We start from the raw sequence: 18,030 nt of genomic DNA, 5'->3' as shown, positions 1-18,030 counted from the left end.
CGGGCTGGTGGTTCCAGCACCAGCTCCGACGCTAAAACATTTTGAGGTTTGAACAAATCCCCCAAAATAATGATTTTATGCCCTATTAATTGCTATAACGTCCGCTCCACTTTCCAGGCCCTCCAGATAATCTGCCCATGCCTGCATCATCTTCTTCCGCTCTGGTAAGTACTCCGCATAGTTATAAGCTGCCCTAACCCCATTCTTTTCACTGTGGGCCAGTTGTCGTTCTATCGCGTCACTATTCCAGCCCTGCTCATTCAGCAGCGTGGAAGCCATACTCCTGAATCCATGAGCGGTCATTTCATCCTTGGTGAAGCCTAGGCGACGCAAAGCCCCATTAAGCGTGTTATCACTCATTGGGCGTGTTTTTGTTCGGTTTGAGGGGAATAGATACTTACCACCACCTGTGAGAGGCTGAAGCTCTCTGAGAATTGCCAGAGCCTGCCTAGATAAGGGAACGATGTGCATGACGCCCATTTTCATTTTATCTGCGGGTATGCGCCACTCTGCCTTTTCCAGGTCCATTTCTTGCCATTCGGCCTGCCTGAGTTCGCCCGGACGCACAAATAACAACGGGGCTAGTTGTAAGGCACAGGCAGTAATGAAAGCGCCGGAATAGCCGCTAATTGCTCGCATCAACGCTCCTACCTGCTGTGGCTCAGTAATTGAGGCATGATGCTTTGCTCTGTTCGGGGGTAATGCGCCCTTCAAGTCCGCTGCTGGGTCCCTCTCTGCTCTGCCAGTTGCTATGGCGTAACGGAATACCTGGCCGCATTGCTGGTGGATTCGGTGCGCAGTGTCTAGCGCTCCCCTACTTTCCACTCTGCGAAGTACGGCTAGCAGTTCAGGAGCGCCGATCTGTTTTGTCTCGCGTGTACCTATCCAAGGAAACACGTCTTTTTCAAATCGGGTGAGAGTGCGCTCAGCATGATCTGTTGACCAGTTCCCTTGGTGCTTGGTGTGCCACTCCCTAACAACTGCCTCAAAACTATTCTCTGAGGCTGTGCGCCGGGTCAGCTTATCCAGTTTCCGTTCATAGAGCGGGTCATCACCATTTTTGACCATTGCGCGGTAATCATCACGCTTCTGCGCAGCCTCTTTGAGCGACACATCAGGGTAAGTGCCAAGGGAGAGTTCTTTTTGCTTGTCTGCGAAGCGATAGCGAAAGCGCCACCACTTCCCGCCATTAGGAGAAACGATTAGGTACAGGCCAAGGCCAGCGGAGAGTTTGTATTGCTTGGTCTCGGGCTTGGCGTTTTTGATCTGAATATCGGTGAGAGCCATAGTTACCACCAGCGGGTATGGAGTTACCACCGAAGTTACCACCAATTTTGGTGGTATGTCTAGAAAGGTTATGAGGTGTCAGGGGAATAAATAACAGCGTTATACGTTGATATATCAACGTTTTGAGATGTTACGGGGAAGTGTGAAAAGAGAAAATGGAGGCTGGGGTCGGAATCGAACCGGCGTACACGGAGTTGCAGTCCGCTGCATAACCACTCTGCCACCCAGCCCTTGGGGGCAATACTAAAAAGCCGCAGTAGTAACTTCGACTAACCGCGGCTTTTTAGGAATTCTGGAGCGGGAAACGAGATTCGAACTCGCGACCCCAACCTTGGCAAGGTTGTGCTCTACCAGCTGAGCTATTCCCGCTGAGGAAGTGGAGCATTATAGGGGGTTAAATTTTTATGTCAACCCTTATCCAGCAACAATGGCAGAGCAGCACGTAAATAATTCCACATCGACTGTAAAGTCAGCCACGCAGCCAGATAGAGCAGCACCACGCCGATTTCAAAAATTGGCAATCCGAATAAGGGTTTATAGAAAATCAAGCAGCCAATGGCAATCATCTGAAAGGTGGTTTTCCACTTGCCGAGCTTGGAGACTTTTACAGCAGCACGCTGTCCCAGTTCAGCCATCCACTCGCGCAAAGCGGAAATCGTGATCTCCCTGGCGATAATTAAAATCACCGGTATCACCACATACCAGGCCGGTGACTTGAACAGGATCATGACCAGCGCCACAACAACGATTAACTTATCGGCGACCGGATCGATAAACGCCCCGAACGGTGACGTCTGATCCCATTTACGGGCCAGATAACCATCCAGCCAGTCTGTCACCGCAGCCACCACAAATACCCCGGTCGCCCAGATAGTCGCACTCTCGTAGGGCAGGAAATAAAGCAGCACCAGTACCGGGATCAGTACGATCCGCAGCAGGCTCAGGATATTGGGCAAATTCAACATTGTCGTCACTTATTATAAAAATCGTCGTTATCTTAGCACTAAGCCATGTTGGATACAGAAACGCTGAAGACCGGTAGCGGACAGGGCTTTAATTATCACCATGGAAGACATCATAAATTTTCTGCGCCAGCGACTTGCTGATGCCATCGACATTAGCCAGCGCTTCTACCCCGGCACGCTGAACTTCCTGCAGGCCACCGAATTGCTGCAACAGTTTCTGCCGGCGTTTAGGGCCCAGTCCCTCAATCTGCTCCAGGGTCGAGGTTTTGCGCGCTTTACCACGACGCTGACGGTGACCGGTAATGGCAAAGCGATGCGCCTCATCGCGCACCTGCTGCAGTAAATGCAAAGCCGGCGAGTCAGCGGACAGAGTGACCTCACCCTCGCGCCCCACCAGAAAGAGGGTTTCTTCACCGGGCTTGCGTTCCGGGCCTTTGGCAATACCAAGAATCGGTAAATCGCTCAGGTTGAGTTCGGCAAGGACTTCCTGTGCTTCTTTGATCTGGCCCTTACCACCGTCTATTAAAAGAAGATCGGGGCGTTTCCCCTCGCCTTTCTGCAAACGGGTAAAACGCCGGCTCAGCGCCTGATTCATCGCCGCATAGTCATCGCCGCCGGTAATACCTTCAATGTTGAATTTACGATAGTCGGCCTTAATCGCCCCTTCCAGCCCGAACACCACACAAGACGCCACAGTTTTTTCGCCTCGGGTATGACTGATGTCAAAACATTCAATGCGTTTGGGCAGTTCATCCAGTTCCAGCGCATCCTGCAGCGTTTCAAAGCGCTGCAACAGATTGGAGCGGCTGCTGAGGCGCTGGGTCAGGCTGATGTCGGCATTGGTCTGTACCATCTGCATCCAACGCACACCCTGCCCGCGCTTGGGCTGCCGCAGGCTGACTTTATGACCGGATTCGCTCTGCAACACGGCTTCCAGTAAAGCCAGATCTGCCGGTATATGGCTAAGCAGAATTTCACCGGGCACGTCCTTGCCCAGATAATATTGCGGAACAAAGGCTTCCAGTAATTCTTCCGGGCTGTCGGCCGCGCCCTTGGGGAAATAACTCTTGCTGCCAAGGTTACGACCGCCACGGATAAATGACACTTCCACCACGGCCATGCCATCGCGGACGATCGCCGCCAGCACATCAAACTCGCCCTGTGCCGAACTGACATACTGGCGCTCCTGCACCCGGCGCAGCGCAATAATTTTATCGCGCACAGCACCGGCATGCTCAAACTCCAAGTTCCTCGAAGCCTGCTCCATTTCCTCAGTCAGATCGGCCATCACCTGCTGGTTCTTGCCTTCCAGAAACATAATGGTGTGTTCAATATCTTTCTGATATTCGGCTTCGCTAACCAGCCCCACACAGGGGGCGGTGCAACGTTTGATCTGGTATTGCAGGCAGGGGCGCGAACGATTCTGGTAATAGCTGTCTTCGCATTGACGCACCGGGAACAGTTTCTGCAGCAGATTGAGGCTGTCGCGCACCGCACCGGCGCTGGGATAGGGACCGAAATAACGGCCTTTCTTGCGCTTGGCACCGCGATGTAGGCTCAGACGGGGAAAAGTATCGCCCGATATAAACAGGTAGGGATAGCTTTTGTCGTCGCGCAGCAGAATGTTGTAACGCGGCATCAACTCCTTGATCAGATTATTCTCAAGGATTAAGGCCTCGTTTTCGGTGTGGGTCACGGTGGTTTCAATCGCCGCGATCTGGGCCACCATCACTCGCGTTTTAGGCGGCAGCCCGGTTTTTCTGAAATAACTGGCAACGCGTTTTTTCAGGTTCTTGGCTTTGCCCACATAAATGACGGTGCCGCTGCTATCCAGCATGCGATAAACACCGGGGCGACTGGTCAGATTTTTCAGAAAGGCGGCCGAATCAAACCCGTTGTCTGTTTGTGGCGCGTCGGCTTCAGCCATAGTCAATCAATCTTTACTCGCTCTTGTTGTTTTTCTTAGGTGAATACTGGCGCTGATAACATTTATGTGCCTGGAAGAAGCTGTTGGCTGAGAGGCCCAGCAGAATCACACCACCGATAAGAGCCGGCACATCTTCATGGAAGAAATAAAACATCGCCAGTGCGGCAATCAATTCACAACTGCCGATCACCTTCAGCAATACCACATTTTCTATTCTTTTCATTATAGTCTCTCTCCCGCTCCCTTGCTGCACAGATGCTTAATGGCTTGTGCCTGATGGCCTTGTTTTTATTAGTCTGGCCCGGCAAAGGGCATGTCTTTTTTGTTATCAACCCAGCGTTTGATGATCTTTATCAGGTGCCGGCTTCGGCACCAATAATAGATAAACAAACCCTATAAAATGCAGGGAATAATGTGCCCTGATTTTGCCGAACTGACAAGAGCACAACAATTTATGAGAAAATGGCCGCTTTACCTGATACGCAAAAAATCGTGCGCCAATCCCAGATAAACCTATTACATCCGCAGTTACCCGCCGACAATAAAAAAGCCCTCTCTGCCGGTCAGCTTTATGGCAGTGCCCAGGGGCTGTTGCTGGCCAAAGCTGCCCAGCAACATGAGGGCCCGGTACTGGTGGTCACCGATGATATGGCGACTGCCCACCGACTGGAAATGGAAGCCAAGTTCTATCTGGGCAGTCAACAGCAAGCGATTTTGCACTTTCCCGACTGGGAAACCCTGCCTTACGATACCTTCTCCCCGCATCAGGACATCGTCTCCGAACGCCTGCAGACGCTGCACCAGTTGCCTGAGTTCAAGCAGGGCATTTTGTTTGTACCGATTGCCACCCTGATGCAGCGCATTGCACCGCGTGCTTTCCTGGAAGGCAACACACTGATGCTGCAAACCGGTGACCAGTTTGACATTGAAAGCTGGCGCCAGCGACTGGAAAAGGCCGGCTACCGCAATGTATCGCAGGTGATGGAGCATGGCGAATTTGCCGTGCGCGGCGCCATTATCGACCTCTACCCGATGGGCAGCAAACTGCCCTACCGTATTGATCTGTTCGATGATGAGATCGACACGCTGCGCACCTTTGATCCGGAAACCCAGCGCTCGATCAAAACCATCGATTCGATTCGCCTGTTGCCGGCCCGCGAATTCCCGATGACTGAAGACGGCATCCAGTTGTTCCGCCAACAGTTTCGCCGCCACTTTGAGGGTGATCCACAGCGCAGCTTTATCTACCGTGAAGTGAGTGATGGCAACCTGCCGGGCGGGATTGAATATTACCTGCCGCTGTTTTTTGAGCAGACCAGCACGCTGCTGGACTACCTGCCTGAAAACACGATGATCGCCAATGTCGCCGATCCCCATCATGGTGCCGACATTTTCTGGCAGGAAATCAGTGAGCGATTCCGCCAGCACCGTGTCGATATTGAAAGGCCGCTGTTGGAGCCGCAGGTTGTGTTTGTACCGGTAGAAGATCTGTTCTCCCGCTTTAAACACTATCAGCGGCTGCAACTGCAAAGCTTTGAGCAGGAAGGCAAGGCTGGCCATATTAATTATGCCAGCAGCATTCCGCCGCAACTGACCATGAATGTGCGCCGCGATAAACCCTGCGAGGCGCTGGAACAGTTTATCGATAGTTTTGACGGCCGCATTCTGTTTGCCGCCGAAAGTGCCGGTCGCCGCGAAACGCTGCTGGATATGCTGCGTCAGCACGATATCAAGCTCAGTACTGTCAAAAACTGGGATGCCTTTATCGACGGTGATGACAAACTGGCGGTCACCGTGGCGCCAATGGAGCAGGGCCTGATCCTGCCCGAACTGGGCATTGCGGTCATTGCCGAGGCGCAGTTGTTCGGACAGCAGGTCATGCAGCGCCGTCGTCGCAGCCGCAAGAAGCGCGACACCGATGCCATTATCCGCAATCTGGCCGAACTCTCGGTGGGTGATGCGGTAGTACATGAAGATCACGGTGTGGGTCGCTATCTGGGGCTACAAACTCTGGATATCGGCGATGTCACGGCCGAATACATGACCCTGGAATACGCCAAGGGCGACAAGCTCTATGTGCCGGTAGCCTCACTGGATCTGATCAGCCGCTACTCGGGCGCCGCACCGGAACTGGCCCCCTTACACAAACTGGGCACCAGTCAGTGGGAAAAGGCACGTAAACGGGCTGCCGAAAAAGCCCGGGATGTGGCTGCCGAGCTTTTGGAAATTTATGCCAAACGGGCGGCTAACAAGAAAACACCGATGGCGATGCCGGGAGAAGACTATGCGGCTTTTGCTGCGGCCTTCCCGTTTGAAACCACGCCCGACCAGCAGGATGCCATCGATGCCGTGACCAAGGATATGTTGTCCGAACATCCGATGGACCGCCTGGTCTGCGGCGATGTCGGCTTTGGTAAGACCGAAGTCGCGATGCGTGCCGCTTTTCTTGCCGTACATTCCGGCAAACAGGTGCTGGTTCTGGTGCCCACCACCCTGCTCGCCCAGCAGCATTATGAAAACTTCAAAGACCGCTTTGCCGACTGGCCAGTCAGGGTCGAAGTGCTGTCGCGCTTTCGCTCAAAAAAAGAACTGGACCGGGTCAAATCCTCCATCAGCGAAGGTCATGCGGATATCATCATCGGCACCCACAAATTGCTGCAGCAGGATATTGAACCCAAACGACTGGGCCTGTTTGTGCTCGATGAGGAACACCGCTTTGGTGTCACCCAGAAAGAACAGATCAAGAAATTCCGCGCCCAGATCGATGTGCTGACTTTAACCGCCACCCCCATCCCCAGAACCCTTAATATGTCGATTTCCGGCATTCGCGATCTGTCGATTATTGCTACCGCACCAGCACGCCGACTTGCCATCAAGACCTTTGTAATGGGTTGGGACAGTGAACGCATACGGGAAGGCATGCTGCGTGAAATCAAGCGCGGCGGCCAGGTGTACTTCCTGCACAATAAGGTTGAGGACATTGAGCGCATTGCCCGCGAGGTGGAAGCGATTATGCCTGAAGCCAAAGTCGCCGTCGCCCACGGTCAGATGCGTGAGCGTGAACTGGAACAGGTCATGCTCGACTTCTACCACCAGCGTTTTAATGTGCTGGTCTGCACCACCATTATCGAGACCGGCATCGACGTGCCATCGGCCAACACCATCTTTATCGACCGTGCTGACAAACTGGGGCTGGCACAGCTGTATCAGATCCGTGGCCGGGTCGGTCGTTCTCATCACCGTGCTTATGCCTATTTAATCACCCCGCCTCAAAAGGTGATGACCAAGGACGCGGTTAAACGGCTGGAAGCGATTGAATCCATTGAAGATCTGGGTACCGGCTTTACCCTCGCCACCCACGATATGGAAATCCGTGGCGCCGGTGAACTGCTGGGTGATGAGCAAAGCGGCCAGATGCAGGAAATCGGCTTTAATCTATACAATGAGTTGCTGGAACGCGCCGTCAAAGCCCTGAAATCCGGCAAGGAGCCAAGCTTTAACAATGATGGCCGTCACTTTGTCGAAATTGACCTACATGTGCCGGCTTTGATTCCATCCGATTATCTGCCTGATGTGCACACGCGACTGGTATTGTATAAACGCATCGGTGCTGCTGCCGATATGGATGCCCTGCACGAACTGCAGGTAGAAATGATCGACCGCTTCGGCCTGCTACCGGAACAGGTCAAAACCCTGTTTGCGGTGCACGAACTGCGTTTTAAAGCCAAGCAAATCGGCATTCGCAAGATCGATGTCTATGATGCCGGCGGTCGTCTGATCTTTGAAGAAGAACCCAATATCGATCCGATGACCATTATCAATCTGATCCAGAAACAACCGCAGAAATTCAAACTCGACGGCCAGGACAAGCTGCGCTTCAGCGAGGATATGCCGGAAGCCGAAGATCGCATTGTGGCGTTGGACCAGTTGATGGACAGTCTGTTACCCCAGCAAGATGAACGTAAAACAGGATCGTAACTTCGACGATCTAATTGATCGTTTTGAGACCCGCATTTACGACACAATCAAAGGCAGTTGGCGGCTGCAATTATTGCAGGAAGATCTACAACGCTTTGTTAAAAGACCGTCACTGACGGTTTGGGATGCCGGCTGCGGGCAGGCACAAATCAGTCTTTGGCTGGCCCGGCACGGCCACCGTCTCACTCTTTGTGACCTGTCTTCAAAGATGCTGGATAAAGCCCGCTCGCAATTCAGTGAAGCAGGCTTTGAGGCAGATATTTATCACCAGTCAGCCCAGTCTCTGACAGTTCAACTAAATCAATTTGACCTGATATTGTGCCACGCCGTGGTGGAATGGCTTGCCGACCCCATAACCTCGCTGATGGCAATAGCGGAGAGAGTCAAACCCGGCGGCTATCTGTCTTTGCTGTTTTATAACCGCAATGCCATGGTCTATCAAAATGTGCTCAAGGGTGGCTGGCGACTACAGCCGATACTTGATGACCATTATATCGGTAAGGGCCACAAACTGACGCCGCCGCACCCTCAGTTTCCGCATGATTTACGGGCTGAGATGGAAAAGGCCGGCTTCAGTGTAGAGACCCACACCGGTATCCGCGTTTTTTATGATTACCTGAACCGGGAAGCGAAAAACAACAGTAATGAAGCTGAATTATTCGCTCTGGAACAGCGTTACTGCCGCCTACCCACTTATCGCGATATGGGTCGCTACGTGCATTTATTGATGAAAAAGTCGGACTAAGCCAGCACAGCCGCTGAGCATATCTGCTAAAGTTTCTAACAACACACAGCTTTGCCTGCTGCCAGTCTGCTAAACTAATAAATTAGTTTGTGCTGTCTAAACGTATACTCAGGATTCACATGACACGACTGATTCTTCCCTGCCTGCTTGTCAGCAGCCTGCTTGTCAGCGGCTGTATCAACCGCACCCCACCCACTCCAGCGCTCACTCAGTCACAACTGGACACTGCACTGAGCAACTCGGAAACACGAATGACCGAGAATATCGCTAACCTGTGCCAGGATTGGCAGGGACAGCAGCAACAACACAGTGAACAACTACAGCAGATTGAAAACAATCAACAACAAATCGACAACAGCCTGGCTTCGATACAAACACAGTTGCAGCAGCATTTCGACAAACCCGCGCAGGTCGTCGTTGCCAAACCCGCCGAGTGTCCCAAACCTTCTGCCACCCCGAGCAGCACGAAAGACCTGGGCAATAAAATTGTGGTGGGTCGCGTTGAATGGCTGTGGATTGAAGCCATCAATCGTGTCTATGAAGCGCGTGTCGATACGGGCGCCACTACCTCGTCTATCAGTGCGCTGGATATCACGCCATTCGAAAAAGACGGCAAGCGCTGGGTACGCTTCAAGCTGGCGCCGGATGACGGTGATGACAGTTTCGAAGTTGAGGCGCCACTGGTACGCTATGTGCGTATTCGCCAGGCTTCATCAGACACGCTGGACCGACGGCCGGTTGCCGCACTGACGGTTCGGTTGGGTAAGATGACTGAAGTCGCCGAATTTACCCTGACTGACCGCACACAGATGACTTATCCGATTCTACTGGGCAGAGAGTTTTTGCGCGATGTTGCCGTGGTGGATGTCGCCAGGGAAAATGTTCAGCCCAAGCCTGAAATCATGGCAGGACAGAACCAGCCTGCAGCAGTCAGCAAAAGCAAGAAAAAATAAAAAGGACCCTGTTGATGGCTTCACGCAAACCGTTTTACCTGCTGGTTGGCTTGCTGATCATTGCCGGTATCAGTCTCAGTCTGCACCGTCACTATACTTACGACATTCCCTGGTTACCGGGAGAAACCCGCCAGACCTGGTCCATTGAAGCTAAAATCGAATTTGAAGCCAGCGGTGATGAAGTGCTGGCTTCGCTGGCGATTCCCAACACCCAGCCAGGCTTTACCCAGTTAAATCAACAAACAGCCAGCCCCGGCTATGGACTGGCCTATTCTGAAAAAGAGAACGGTGGCAGCCGTGCAGACTGGTCAATCCGTCAGGCCAATGGCGAACAAGCGCTCTATTACCGGGTGGATATGTTGCTTGACCCTTATGCCGCCCCGCCGCAACCCAGCCAGCCGCCGGAACTCAAGGTCAATGTCGAAAAAGAACCCTACGCCACGGCCGCCAATCAGTTGCTGGACCGTGCTCAGGAACGCTCTTCCACGCCTTATACCCTGGCACGGGAACTGATCCAAGAATTTCGTATTCAATCTCAGAATGCGGAGTTGCTGGCCCAGCTTAAACCGCAGATAAACTGGGTCGTGCAATTGCTGCAACAGGCCGGCGTGCCGGCCCGCCAAGTCCACGCCCTGTCACTGGAAGATGGCCGCCGCCGTCAGGAACTGGTTGATTACATCCAGGTATTTGATGGTGAGGATTATCAGTTATTCCACCCGGAAAATGGGCATCAGGGGCGTCCGGATAACCTGCTGTTATGGGAATATCACTCAGGACCGGTCCTGGAAGTGGTCGGTGGTAAAAACTCCATGGTCACCTTTTCGATGATCGAACAGGAACAGCCTTTCAGCGCTGCGCTGAATCAGAAGTTCTCTGAAAATGAACTGCTCAACTTCTCGCTCTATACTTTGCCACTGGAAGAACAGGCCCTGTTCAAAGGCATTTTGCTGATCCCGGTCGGCGTGCTGATGGTGGTGCTGATGCGGATCCTGGTCGGCCTCAAGACTTCCGGTACTTTTATGCCTGTGCTGATTGCATTGGCCTTTATCCAAACCAGCCTGCTGACCGGTCTGGTTGGTTTTCTGCTGATTGTCGGTATGGGTCTGTTGATCCGCTCCTACCTGTCCTATCTGAATCTGCTATTAGTGGCGCGAATATCGGCGGTGATCATCATGGTCATCGGCATGATCGCGTTGTTCTCGATTATCGCCTATAAACTGGGCCTGACCGAGGGCATGAAAGTGACCTTCTTCCCGATGATTATCCTGGCCTGGACTATTGAAAGGATGTCGATCCTCTGGGAAGAGGAAGGCCCGCACCAGGTCGTCATTCAGGGCGGCGGCTCTTTGCTGGTCGCTATCCTCGCCTATCTGGCCATGAATAATGAACTGATCCGACACCTGACCTTCAACTTCCTGGGTCTGCAACTGGTCTTCATGGCCTTTGTGCTGATGGCCGGCAACTACACCGGTTACCGACTGCTGGAACTCAAGCGCTTCAAGCCCATGGTTGAGGATAAAAAATGAGCGGACCCTTGCTAAACTGGTTGCGGGAAGTGCGCGAACGATACGCCCATCCCAGCCGGCTGGCACAGAAAGGCGTGCTGGGCATGAACCGGCGTAATATTTCCTATATCAGCCGCTACAATGACCGCAGCCTGTTTCCTCTGGTCGATGACAAATTGCAGACCAAACAAATCGTGCTTGATGCCGGTATTACCGCGCCGGATTTAATTGGCGTGATCAGCGAGCAACACGAAGTCAAGGATCTGGCCGGCCTCATCGCCAGCCTGCCCGGTTTTTGTATCAAACCGGCCCATGGCAGCGGCGGTAAGGGCATTATGGTCATTACCCGTCGTGATGATGACGGCTACCACAAAACCAATGGGCAGATAGCCAACATCGGCGACCTGGAGCGGCATGTATCCAATATTCTGGCTGGTCTGTTCTCGTTGGGTGGTCGTGCTGATGTAGCGATTATCGAGAGCCTGATTGAGTTTGATGACTGCTTCACCGGCTATACCTATGAAGGTGTTCCGGATACCCGGGTCATTGTGTTCAAGGGTTTCCCGGTGATGGCGATGATGCGGCTTTCCACCTCAGCCTCCAATGGCAAAGCCAATCTGCATCAGGGTGCCGTGGGTGTCGGTCTGAATATCGGGGATGGTAGTGCACTCAAAGCCGTGCAATTTGACCGCCCTGTGCTACTCCACCCTGATACCGGCACCAATCTGCTCACACTGAAAGTGCCGCACTGGGAGCAACTGTTAAATCTTGCCGCGTCCTGTTATGAAATGTCCGGCCTGGGTTATCTGGGCACTGATATCGTACTGGACAGGCAGAAAGGTCCGGTATTACTTGAGCTCAATGCCCGGCCCGGCCTCAGTATTCAGGTCGCCAATGGCGAGGGACTGGTACCGCGGCTGCGGCAGATTGAAGCTCTGGGCAATAAGCATAAAATGACGCCTCAGCAGCGCATCGACTATGCCCGCGAACATTTTTCCCGTAAATAAACTTAGCTGCTAGAATCAATCAGACGACTTCAATTACCCAGGAGGGTGTCATGCAGGAGAGCGGACGATTTAACGCACTGGTGTTGGGCATCGCCCTGTTTGCCGGGCTGACCGTACTGGGCGCACTGCTGTCCAGCGCTGCTATCAACGTCAAGGAATATGAGCGCAGCGTCACAGTCAAAGGCCTGGCCGAGCAGGAGTTTACTGCAGATATTGTGATTTGGCCGATTCAGTTCACGTTGGCCGATAACACCCTGCAGAGTCTCTATCAGGACATCGACAGCAATACCGACACCATTATCGCTTTTCTGACCTCAGCGGACATTGACCGCGACGATATCACTATCGGCACACCGGCCATCACTGACAAATCAGCGCAGCAATACGGCAATCAGAGCCGCGCTCAGTTTCGCTACACCGGTATTCAGACCGTGACTGTCTACTCCGAGGATATTGATACTGTCAGACAGGTGATGAGTAAGCTGTCTGAACTGGGTAAACAGGGCGTTGTTCTGACCGGCAATAACTACCAGTCACAGACAGACTACCTGTTCACCCGACTCAATGAGGTCAAACCGGACATGATTGAAGAAGCCACCCGCAAAGCCCGCGAAGTGGCGCAGAAGTTTGCCCAGGACTCGGACAGCCAATTGGGTAAAATCCGCAAAGCCTCACAGGGTCAGTTCAGCATCCGCCCGCGCGATAAAAACAACCCGCACATCAAAAAAGTCCGCGTGGTCTCGACTATCGAGTACTACCTCTCGGATTAATGCTACGTTCTCCCGTCATCAAGGGACGCGGCACCTCAGATAACAGGGACAGTCGATTCAGCGAGTTTGAGCGCGAGTCAATCGATGACGGCTGGCATCAGGAGCAGGCATTACCGCCACGCAAAACGCAGCTGGATTTTGAATCACCACGCAGTATCATCACCCGTAATGATTCTCCCGATCTGCCTTTCAGCCAGTCCATCAATGTCTACCGCGGCTGCGAACATGGCTGCATCTATTGTTTCGCCCGGCCCAGCCATGCTTATCTGGGCCTGTCACCGGGGCTCGACTTTGAAACCCGCCTCACTGCCAAGCCCGATGCCGCAGCGCTGCTTCGCAAAGAATTAATGGCAAAGTCCTATCAATGTTCGCCGATTTCATTGGGCGCCAATACTGATCCCTATCAGCCGGTGGAACGAGAGCAGCGAATTACCCGCCAGATCCTGGAAGTAATACAAAGCTTCCGTCACCCCTGCACCATCGTCACCAAGTCAGCGATGGTGGAACGGGATATCGATATTTTGACCGATCTCGCCGCGGATAACCTGGTGCGGGTCAATCTGTCGGTCACCACCCTAGATAAAACGCTGGCTCGCAGTCTGGAACCCCGTGCCGCCAGCCCTGACAGACGTCTGCAAACTATCCGGACACTGCGTGATGCCGGTATACCAGTCGATGTACTGATCGCGCCGGTGATCCCGGTGTTAACCGACACTGAACTGGAAAACATTATGGCGGCCTGTGTCCAGGCCGGGGCAGGCTCGATACAATATTTGCTATTGCGGCTGCCACGAGAGGTCAGCGCATTATTCGAAGATTGGCTGGCCAGCCATTATCCCGATAAGGCCGAGCACGTCATGAACCGGCTAAGAGACTCCAGAGATGGCAAAACCAATGATGCCCGCTTCGGCCACAGGCTGCGAGGCCATGGTTTCTATGCCGATATGATCGCCCAGCGCTTTAACAAAGCCATTACCAGATTGGGGTTGAACCAGCCGCGTCAGCCGCTTAACCGGGATTTATTCCGGCCTCATCCTCAGCAAATGAATTTATTCTGATGGTTAGAGCTTTGAACCACAGAGGCACAGAGATAAATATATTTATCCGCAGATTACGCTGATTAGCACAGATTATTTTAAGCAAGCTTAATAGCCTTTAAGCAAGCTTAATAGCCTCTGGCTTGAGTTGATAAATAGCGAGAAGCAATAACGCTTGGGCATAATCGGTGTCATCTTTGTCATCTGCGGATGATGCCAAATAACCTCTGTGCCCTCTGTGTCTCTGTGGTTAGTAAAAGTCGCATTATACGCCGACTTTTACAGTACGCCCCTCACTCGCTGATTTAAGGGCGGCGTTGATGGCAGCGCAGTTGGCACGGGCATCAGCAAAGCTGAGGAATGGCGCTTTGCCATTCAATACACAATCGGAGAAATGTTCGATTTCACGGTTGAAATGGTTGGCCGTGGACAGGGCGATGGTTTCATTCTCGCCTTCATCGGTCCAGTAGCTGATCAATGGCTGTTCAGTCGGCGGCTGCCAGGCAGCGTGACAGAGAATGCCCCCCTTGGTACCCAGGATCTGATACTCACTGCGGCGGCAATGCTCAAAGCTCATCTCAAAATGCGCATAGCGACCATCTTCAAAATCAAAAATGCCGCTGAGACTGACATCGGCGCCATGCTCATTGAGTTTAGCCATGGCTGTCGCCGCCACTGGCTCGTTATCAAACCAGTGTCTGGCCGTATGCACGGCATAGGGGCCAATATCCCACATCGCCCCGCCGCCGTGTTCAATATCGCGGTTGATGCGATACAGGCGCGCCGGTTTCATCGGAAAGGCAAAGGCGGTCTTGACGGTGCGCACCTCGCCGATCTTGCCGGAATCAATCAGCTCCCTGACATAATCATGCTGGGTATGAAAGCGGTACATAAAGCCTTCCATCACCGTGACATTATTGGCTTTGGCTGCTGCTTCAATGGCGTCAATATCGGCCACGGTCAATGCCATGGGCTTTTCAATCAGCACGTGTTTGCCATGATTAATCGCTTTCAGGGCCCACTCGGCATGCTCTTCATTGGCCATTGGCAAGTAAATCGCGTCAATATCATCGCGTGACATCAAGGCTTCCGGATCATCCATCGCCTCGGCATCTTTTTCGTTGGGCGCATGCTTCTGCAGGGTTTCTGCTGCCGCCCCCGGGCGCCGGCTGGCAATCGCCACCAGCTTGGCATTATTCGCTTCGACAATGGCGGGCATCAGTTTATCGTTGACCCGGGCCGCCCCGAGGATACCCCAACGCAGTATTTGTTCAGCCATGAGTGGATTCCTTTTATTGATTCGGTAATGACCGCCATGATAACCACAGCAACGGTGAAAACCAAACCATGGCCATCGTCAGCGAACCGTGTTTTTTGTTAGTAGGCGCATGCCCTGTGCTAAGCTGAAAAGTCTGTTGAACTACTAACAAGAGGTGTCTTATGACTATTGAAGTTGGCCAAACCCTGCCCGAGGGTAAACTGAGTGAAAGCCCCGATTTTGACCCGGAAAATGGCTGTCCGATGAAACCCGAGCCACAGGATGTCGGTGAACAGGTCAAAGGCAAAACTGTTGTTATTTTTGGTGTGCCCGGTGCCTTTACGCCACTGTGTTCTGCTGAGCACCTGCCCGGTTTTGTAGCGCATGCCGATGAAATCAAGGCGGCCGGTGCCGATGAAATCTGGTGCATGGCGGTTAACGATGGTTTCGTCATGGCAGCCTGGGGCCGTGAAAACAACGCCACCGGTAAAGTACGCATGATGGCAGACGGCAGTGCCGAGTATGCCAAAGCGCTGGGCCTTGATCGCGATATGACAGGCGGTGGCATGGGCGTTCGCTGCTATCGTTTCGCCATGATCGTCAAAGACGGCGTGGTTCAGTATATCGGCGTTGAAGGTTCGGGCGAATTCGGCAAATCCAAAGCCGAAACCATCCTGGAAGAGTTGAAGAAGTAAATATTGGTACTCACCACAGAGACACAGAGAACACAGAGGTTTATCTAGGTCATCCGCAGATTAACGCAGATGAACACAGATTTTCAGAATAGTAAGAAATGGCAGAACCATCTCAATTAATATTTTTCTGGATCACTGTTCCGGCAAACTATTTTATAAATCTGTGAAAATCAGCGTAATCTGCGGATAGATTTTTTTCTACGCCATAATCTCTGTGGCTCTGTGGTTAATTCTCTAACGCCAGTGCTCTTCCACTTCCTGCTCGCCGCCAATGAACACGGCGGTGGCCAGTTCACTGAAAATACCGTGCTCGACAACACCGGGAATGGTATCCAGCATCATGGTTAGCTCCAGACTGTCGACATGCTCAAAGTGCATATCCAGCACCAGGCTGCCATGCGCAGTCACTGCCACATTATCACCACCGGCGTTCAGCCTTAATTCGCCGTGACCGCCCTGCTTTTTCAACTCGCCCAGCACCAGTTTCCAGGCTTCTGGCATGACCTCAACGGGGATAGGAAACTTGTCGCCGATTTGTTCGACCAGTTTGCCTTCATCCACCAGCACGTAAAACTGATCGGCGGCTGAAGCCAGCAGTTTCTCCCGCACCAGATCCTGACCACGGCCCTTAAGCAAAGTCAGATCCGGCGTGACTTCATCGGCACCATCAACATACATATCAATATGGTTTAGCGTATCGATAGCAGTAACGTTGAGACCGGCTTGCTCAGCCTTTACCGCACTGATGGCCGAACTACTGACCACGGTGAGATTGAGCTGTTCATCCCGGTTACGTTCGGCCAGCGCCTCAATAAACAGATTCGCTGTGGAGCCTGTGCCCAAGCCCACCACCATATCGACTTCCACCAGATTGGCCGCGTGGACAGCAACGCGTTGTTTTGGATTCATGCTTTTCTGTGCTGTCATTGACAACCTCCTCGCGCTTGGCAAAATGTATGCTCAGCTTAACACTCCGGCAAGCGATGTCTAGTTGCCGCAACCAGAGGAATTCCACATGGCACAATTCAATGCGATTATCAGCGAAATTGAAACGGCCACCGGTAAAAACCTGCAAAATGCCACTATTTCCAGCATCGGTGGCGGCTGTATTAACAGCGCTTACCGCCTGGATAACGGTGATGCCTCCTATTTCATCAAGGTCAACAGTCCCAACCTGGGACAGATGTTTGAAGCAGAAGCGCATGGCCTGCAGGAAATGGCGGCCACACAATCGGTCAGAGTGCCCGAAGTCATTGGTTTCGGTGTCGCTGACGGCCATAGTTACCTGGCGCTGGAATACATCCCACTCGGCAGTATGCGCGGTGGCGCGACCACGACGCTGGGCAAGCAACTGGCGCAAATGCACAAAGTGGCGCAGCCGTACTTCGGCTGGCATATGGATAACACCATCGGCAGTACGCCGCAGATTAATGATCGCAGCCATGACTGGCTGAGCTTCTGGCAACAGGAAAGACTGGGACAACAACTGCGCTTTGCCGCCGGTAATGGCTTTGGTGGACGGCTGCAGAGTCAGGGCGAAAAGTTACTGGCTGATCTGGATAAAATTTTGGACGGCCATAATCCCACGCCGGCCTTGTTGCATGGTGATTTATGGGGCGGCAATGCTTCCGGCGATGATCAAGGTCAGCCGGTGATTTTCGACCCCGCGTGCTACTACGGTGATCGTGAGGCCGACCTGGCCATGACCGAGTTATTCGGTGGCTTCGGCGCTGATTTCTTTACCGCCTACAATGACGAATATCCGGTCGACAGCGGTTATCAGCAACGCAAAACGCTATATAATCTTTATCACATTCTCAATCATCTGAATTTATTCGGTGGTGGCTATCTGGGCCAGGCCGAATCCATGATTGACCGTTTACTGTCTCAAGTTTAAAGAGGA

The 18,030-nt window shown here is 52.8% G+C and carries 15 protein-coding genes and 2 tRNA genes; 9 read left to right on the top strand and 8 right to left on the bottom strand.

The features are described from left to right. Positions 1 to 75 precede the first annotated feature (75 nt). The 6 genes from Q0X64_RS12285 to Q0X64_RS12260 all read right to left on the bottom strand — a co-directional run bounded on the left by Q0X64_RS12285 (position 76) and on the right by Q0X64_RS12260 (position 4,402). On the bottom strand, positions 76 to 1,287 hold the full coding sequence (locus Q0X64_RS12285; protein ID WP_297813516.1) for an integrase arm-type DNA-binding domain-containing protein: 1,212 nt from the start codon (positions 1,285 to 1,287) through the stop codon (positions 76 to 78). Positions 1,288 to 1,443: 156 nt separating this feature from the next. Further along, positions 1,444 to 1,517: transfer RNA gene (locus Q0X64_RS12280), tRNA-Cys, on the bottom strand. Between the two features lie 63 nt (positions 1,518 to 1,580). After that, positions 1,581 to 1,656: transfer RNA gene (locus Q0X64_RS12275), tRNA-Gly, on the bottom strand. A 38-nt stretch (positions 1,657 to 1,694) separates the two neighbouring features. Then, complete coding sequence (gene pgsA / locus Q0X64_RS12270) at positions 1,695 to 2,252, bottom strand: CDP-diacylglycerol--glycerol-3-phosphate 3-phosphatidyltransferase (protein WP_297813513.1); 558 nt, start codon at positions 2,250 to 2,252, stop codon at positions 1,695 to 1,697. An 88-nt stretch (positions 2,253 to 2,340) separates the two neighbouring features. Beyond that, positions 2,341 to 4,179, bottom strand: a complete 1,839-nt coding sequence (uvrC, locus tag Q0X64_RS12265; RefSeq protein WP_297813510.1) for an excinuclease ABC subunit UvrC — start codon at positions 4,177 to 4,179, stop codon at positions 2,341 to 2,343. A 13-nt stretch (positions 4,180 to 4,192) separates the two neighbouring features. Further along, positions 4,193 to 4,402 carry a hypothetical protein gene (locus Q0X64_RS12260; RefSeq protein ID WP_297813508.1) on the bottom strand — a complete coding sequence of 70 codons (210 nt, stop codon included), beginning with the start codon at positions 4,400 to 4,402 and terminating at the stop codon, positions 4,193 to 4,195. A gap of 239 nt (positions 4,403 to 4,641) precedes the next feature. Between Q0X64_RS12260 and mfd the strand changes: the two genes are divergently transcribed. The 7 genes from mfd (at position 4,642) to Q0X64_RS12225 (ending at position 14,195) form a co-directional block, all read left to right on the top strand. Further along, positions 4,642 to 8,157 (top strand): transcription-repair coupling factor, encoded by a 3,516-nt coding sequence (mfd, locus tag Q0X64_RS12255; protein ID WP_297813506.1) that lies wholly within the window; start codon positions 4,642 to 4,644, stop codon positions 8,155 to 8,157. Next, positions 8,135 to 8,902, top strand: a complete 768-nt coding sequence (locus Q0X64_RS12250; RefSeq protein WP_297813503.1) for a methyltransferase domain-containing protein — start codon at positions 8,135 to 8,137, stop codon at positions 8,900 to 8,902. The genes mfd and Q0X64_RS12250 overlap by 23 nt, the downstream gene beginning before the upstream one ends. A 119-nt stretch (positions 8,903 to 9,021) precedes the next feature. Beyond that, positions 9,022 to 9,855, top strand: a complete 834-nt coding sequence (locus Q0X64_RS12245; RefSeq protein WP_297813501.1) for an ATP-dependent zinc protease — start codon at positions 9,022 to 9,024, stop codon at positions 9,853 to 9,855. Positions 9,856 to 9,869: 14 nt separating this feature from the next. Beyond that, a complete protein-coding gene (locus Q0X64_RS12240; RefSeq protein WP_297813499.1) occupies positions 9,870 to 11,381 on the top strand; it encodes an inactive transglutaminase family protein in 1,512 nt (503 codons plus the stop codon). Continuing rightward, on the top strand, positions 11,378 to 12,367 hold the full coding sequence (locus Q0X64_RS12235) for an alpha-L-glutamate ligase-like protein (protein ID WP_297813497.1): 990 nt from the start codon (positions 11,378 to 11,380) through the stop codon (positions 12,365 to 12,367). The genes Q0X64_RS12240 and Q0X64_RS12235 overlap by 4 nt, the downstream gene beginning before the upstream one ends. Positions 12,368 to 12,417: 50 nt before the next feature. Next, positions 12,418 to 13,137: an SIMPL domain-containing protein gene (locus tag Q0X64_RS12230; protein WP_297813495.1), complete on the top strand. Its 720-nt coding sequence runs from the start codon at positions 12,418 to 12,420 to the stop codon at positions 13,135 to 13,137. Further along, entirely contained in the window at positions 13,137 to 14,195 is a 1,059-nt protein-coding gene (locus Q0X64_RS12225) for a PA0069 family radical SAM protein (RefSeq protein WP_297813493.1), read from the top strand. The genes Q0X64_RS12230 and Q0X64_RS12225 overlap by 1 nt, the downstream gene beginning before the upstream one ends. A gap of 244 nt (positions 14,196 to 14,439) precedes the next feature. Here the strand turns inward: Q0X64_RS12225 and Q0X64_RS12220 are convergent, their stop codons facing one another. Beyond that, complete coding sequence (locus Q0X64_RS12220; RefSeq protein WP_297813491.1) at positions 14,440 to 15,453, bottom strand: Gfo/Idh/MocA family oxidoreductase; 1,014 nt, start codon at positions 15,451 to 15,453, stop codon at positions 14,440 to 14,442. Positions 15,454 to 15,614: 161 nt separating this feature from the next. Here Q0X64_RS12220 and Q0X64_RS12215 point away from each other — a divergent pair, with 161 nt between their 5' ends. After that, positions 15,615 to 16,127: a peroxiredoxin gene (locus tag Q0X64_RS12215; protein WP_297813489.1), complete on the top strand. Its 513-nt coding sequence runs from the start codon at positions 15,615 to 15,617 to the stop codon at positions 16,125 to 16,127. 234 nt (positions 16,128 to 16,361) lie between these two features. On the opposite strand, the gene rpiA is transcribed toward Q0X64_RS12215, so the two are convergent. Continuing rightward, positions 16,362 to 17,054, bottom strand: coding sequence for a ribose-5-phosphate isomerase RpiA (gene rpiA, locus Q0X64_RS12210; RefSeq protein WP_297813486.1), 693 nt, complete (start codon positions 17,052 to 17,054; stop codon positions 16,362 to 16,364). Positions 17,055 to 17,142: 88 nt separating this feature from the next. Here rpiA and Q0X64_RS12205 point away from each other — a divergent pair, with 88 nt between their 5' ends. After that, positions 17,143 to 18,024 carry a fructosamine kinase family protein gene (locus tag Q0X64_RS12205; protein WP_297813483.1) on the top strand — a complete coding sequence of 294 codons (882 nt, stop codon included), beginning with the start codon at positions 17,143 to 17,145 and terminating at the stop codon, positions 18,022 to 18,024. Positions 18,025 to 18,030 lie beyond the last annotated feature (6 nt).

Origin of the sequence: uncultured Methylophaga sp., assembly GCF_947259025.1 — a bacterium.
In the GTDB taxonomy this organism is placed as follows: Bacteria; Pseudomonadota; Gammaproteobacteria; order Nitrosococcales; family Methylophagaceae; genus Methylophaga.
Note: the sequence above shows the minus strand (reverse complement) of the source record. Positions and strands in the feature narration are given on the sequence as shown.

What these genes read in the sequence shown, in the direction of transcription:
- Q0X64_RS12285 (WP_297813516.1), bottom strand. Translation starts at nt 1,287, where the DNA reads ATGGCTCTCACCGATATTCAGATCAAAAACGCCAAGCCCGAGACCAAG.
- uvrC (WP_297813510.1), bottom strand. Translation starts at nt 4,179, where the DNA reads ATGGCTGAAGCCGACGCGCCACAAACAGACAACGGGTTTGATTCGGCC.
- Q0X64_RS12250 (WP_297813503.1), top strand. Translation starts at nt 8,135, where the DNA reads ATGAACGTAAAACAGGATCGTAACTTCGACGATCTAATTGATCGTTTT.
- Q0X64_RS12235 (WP_297813497.1), top strand. Translation starts at nt 11,378, where the DNA reads ATGAGCGGACCCTTGCTAAACTGGTTGCGGGAAGTGCGCGAACGATAC.
- Q0X64_RS12240 (WP_297813499.1), top strand. Translation starts at nt 9,870, where the DNA reads ATGGCTTCACGCAAACCGTTTTACCTGCTGGTTGGCTTGCTGATCATT.
- mfd (WP_297813506.1), top strand. Translation starts at nt 4,642, where the DNA reads ATGGCCGCTTTACCTGATACGCAAAAAATCGTGCGCCAATCCCAGATA.
- Q0X64_RS12205 (WP_297813483.1), top strand. Translation starts at nt 17,143, where the DNA reads ATGGCACAATTCAATGCGATTATCAGCGAAATTGAAACGGCCACCGGT.
- Q0X64_RS12215 (WP_297813489.1), top strand. Translation starts at nt 15,615, where the DNA reads ATGACTATTGAAGTTGGCCAAACCCTGCCCGAGGGTAAACTGAGTGAA.
- Q0X64_RS12225 (WP_297813493.1), top strand. Translation starts at nt 13,137, where the DNA reads ATGCTACGTTCTCCCGTCATCAAGGGACGCGGCACCTCAGATAACAGG.
- Q0X64_RS12230 (WP_297813495.1), top strand. Translation starts at nt 12,418, where the DNA reads ATGCAGGAGAGCGGACGATTTAACGCACTGGTGTTGGGCATCGCCCTG.
- Q0X64_RS12260 (WP_297813508.1), bottom strand. Translation starts at nt 4,402, where the DNA reads ATGAAAAGAATAGAAAATGTGGTATTGCTGAAGGTGATCGGCAGTTGT.
- Q0X64_RS12220 (WP_297813491.1), bottom strand. Translation starts at nt 15,453, where the DNA reads ATGGCTGAACAAATACTGCGTTGGGGTATCCTCGGGGCGGCCCGGGTC.
- Q0X64_RS12245 (WP_297813501.1), top strand. Translation starts at nt 9,022, where the DNA reads ATGACACGACTGATTCTTCCCTGCCTGCTTGTCAGCAGCCTGCTTGTC.
- pgsA (WP_297813513.1), bottom strand. Translation starts at nt 2,252, where the DNA reads ATGTTGAATTTGCCCAATATCCTGAGCCTGCTGCGGATCGTACTGATC.
- rpiA (WP_297813486.1), bottom strand. Translation starts at nt 17,054, where the DNA reads ATGACAGCACAGAAAAGCATGAATCCAAAACAACGCGTTGCTGTCCAC.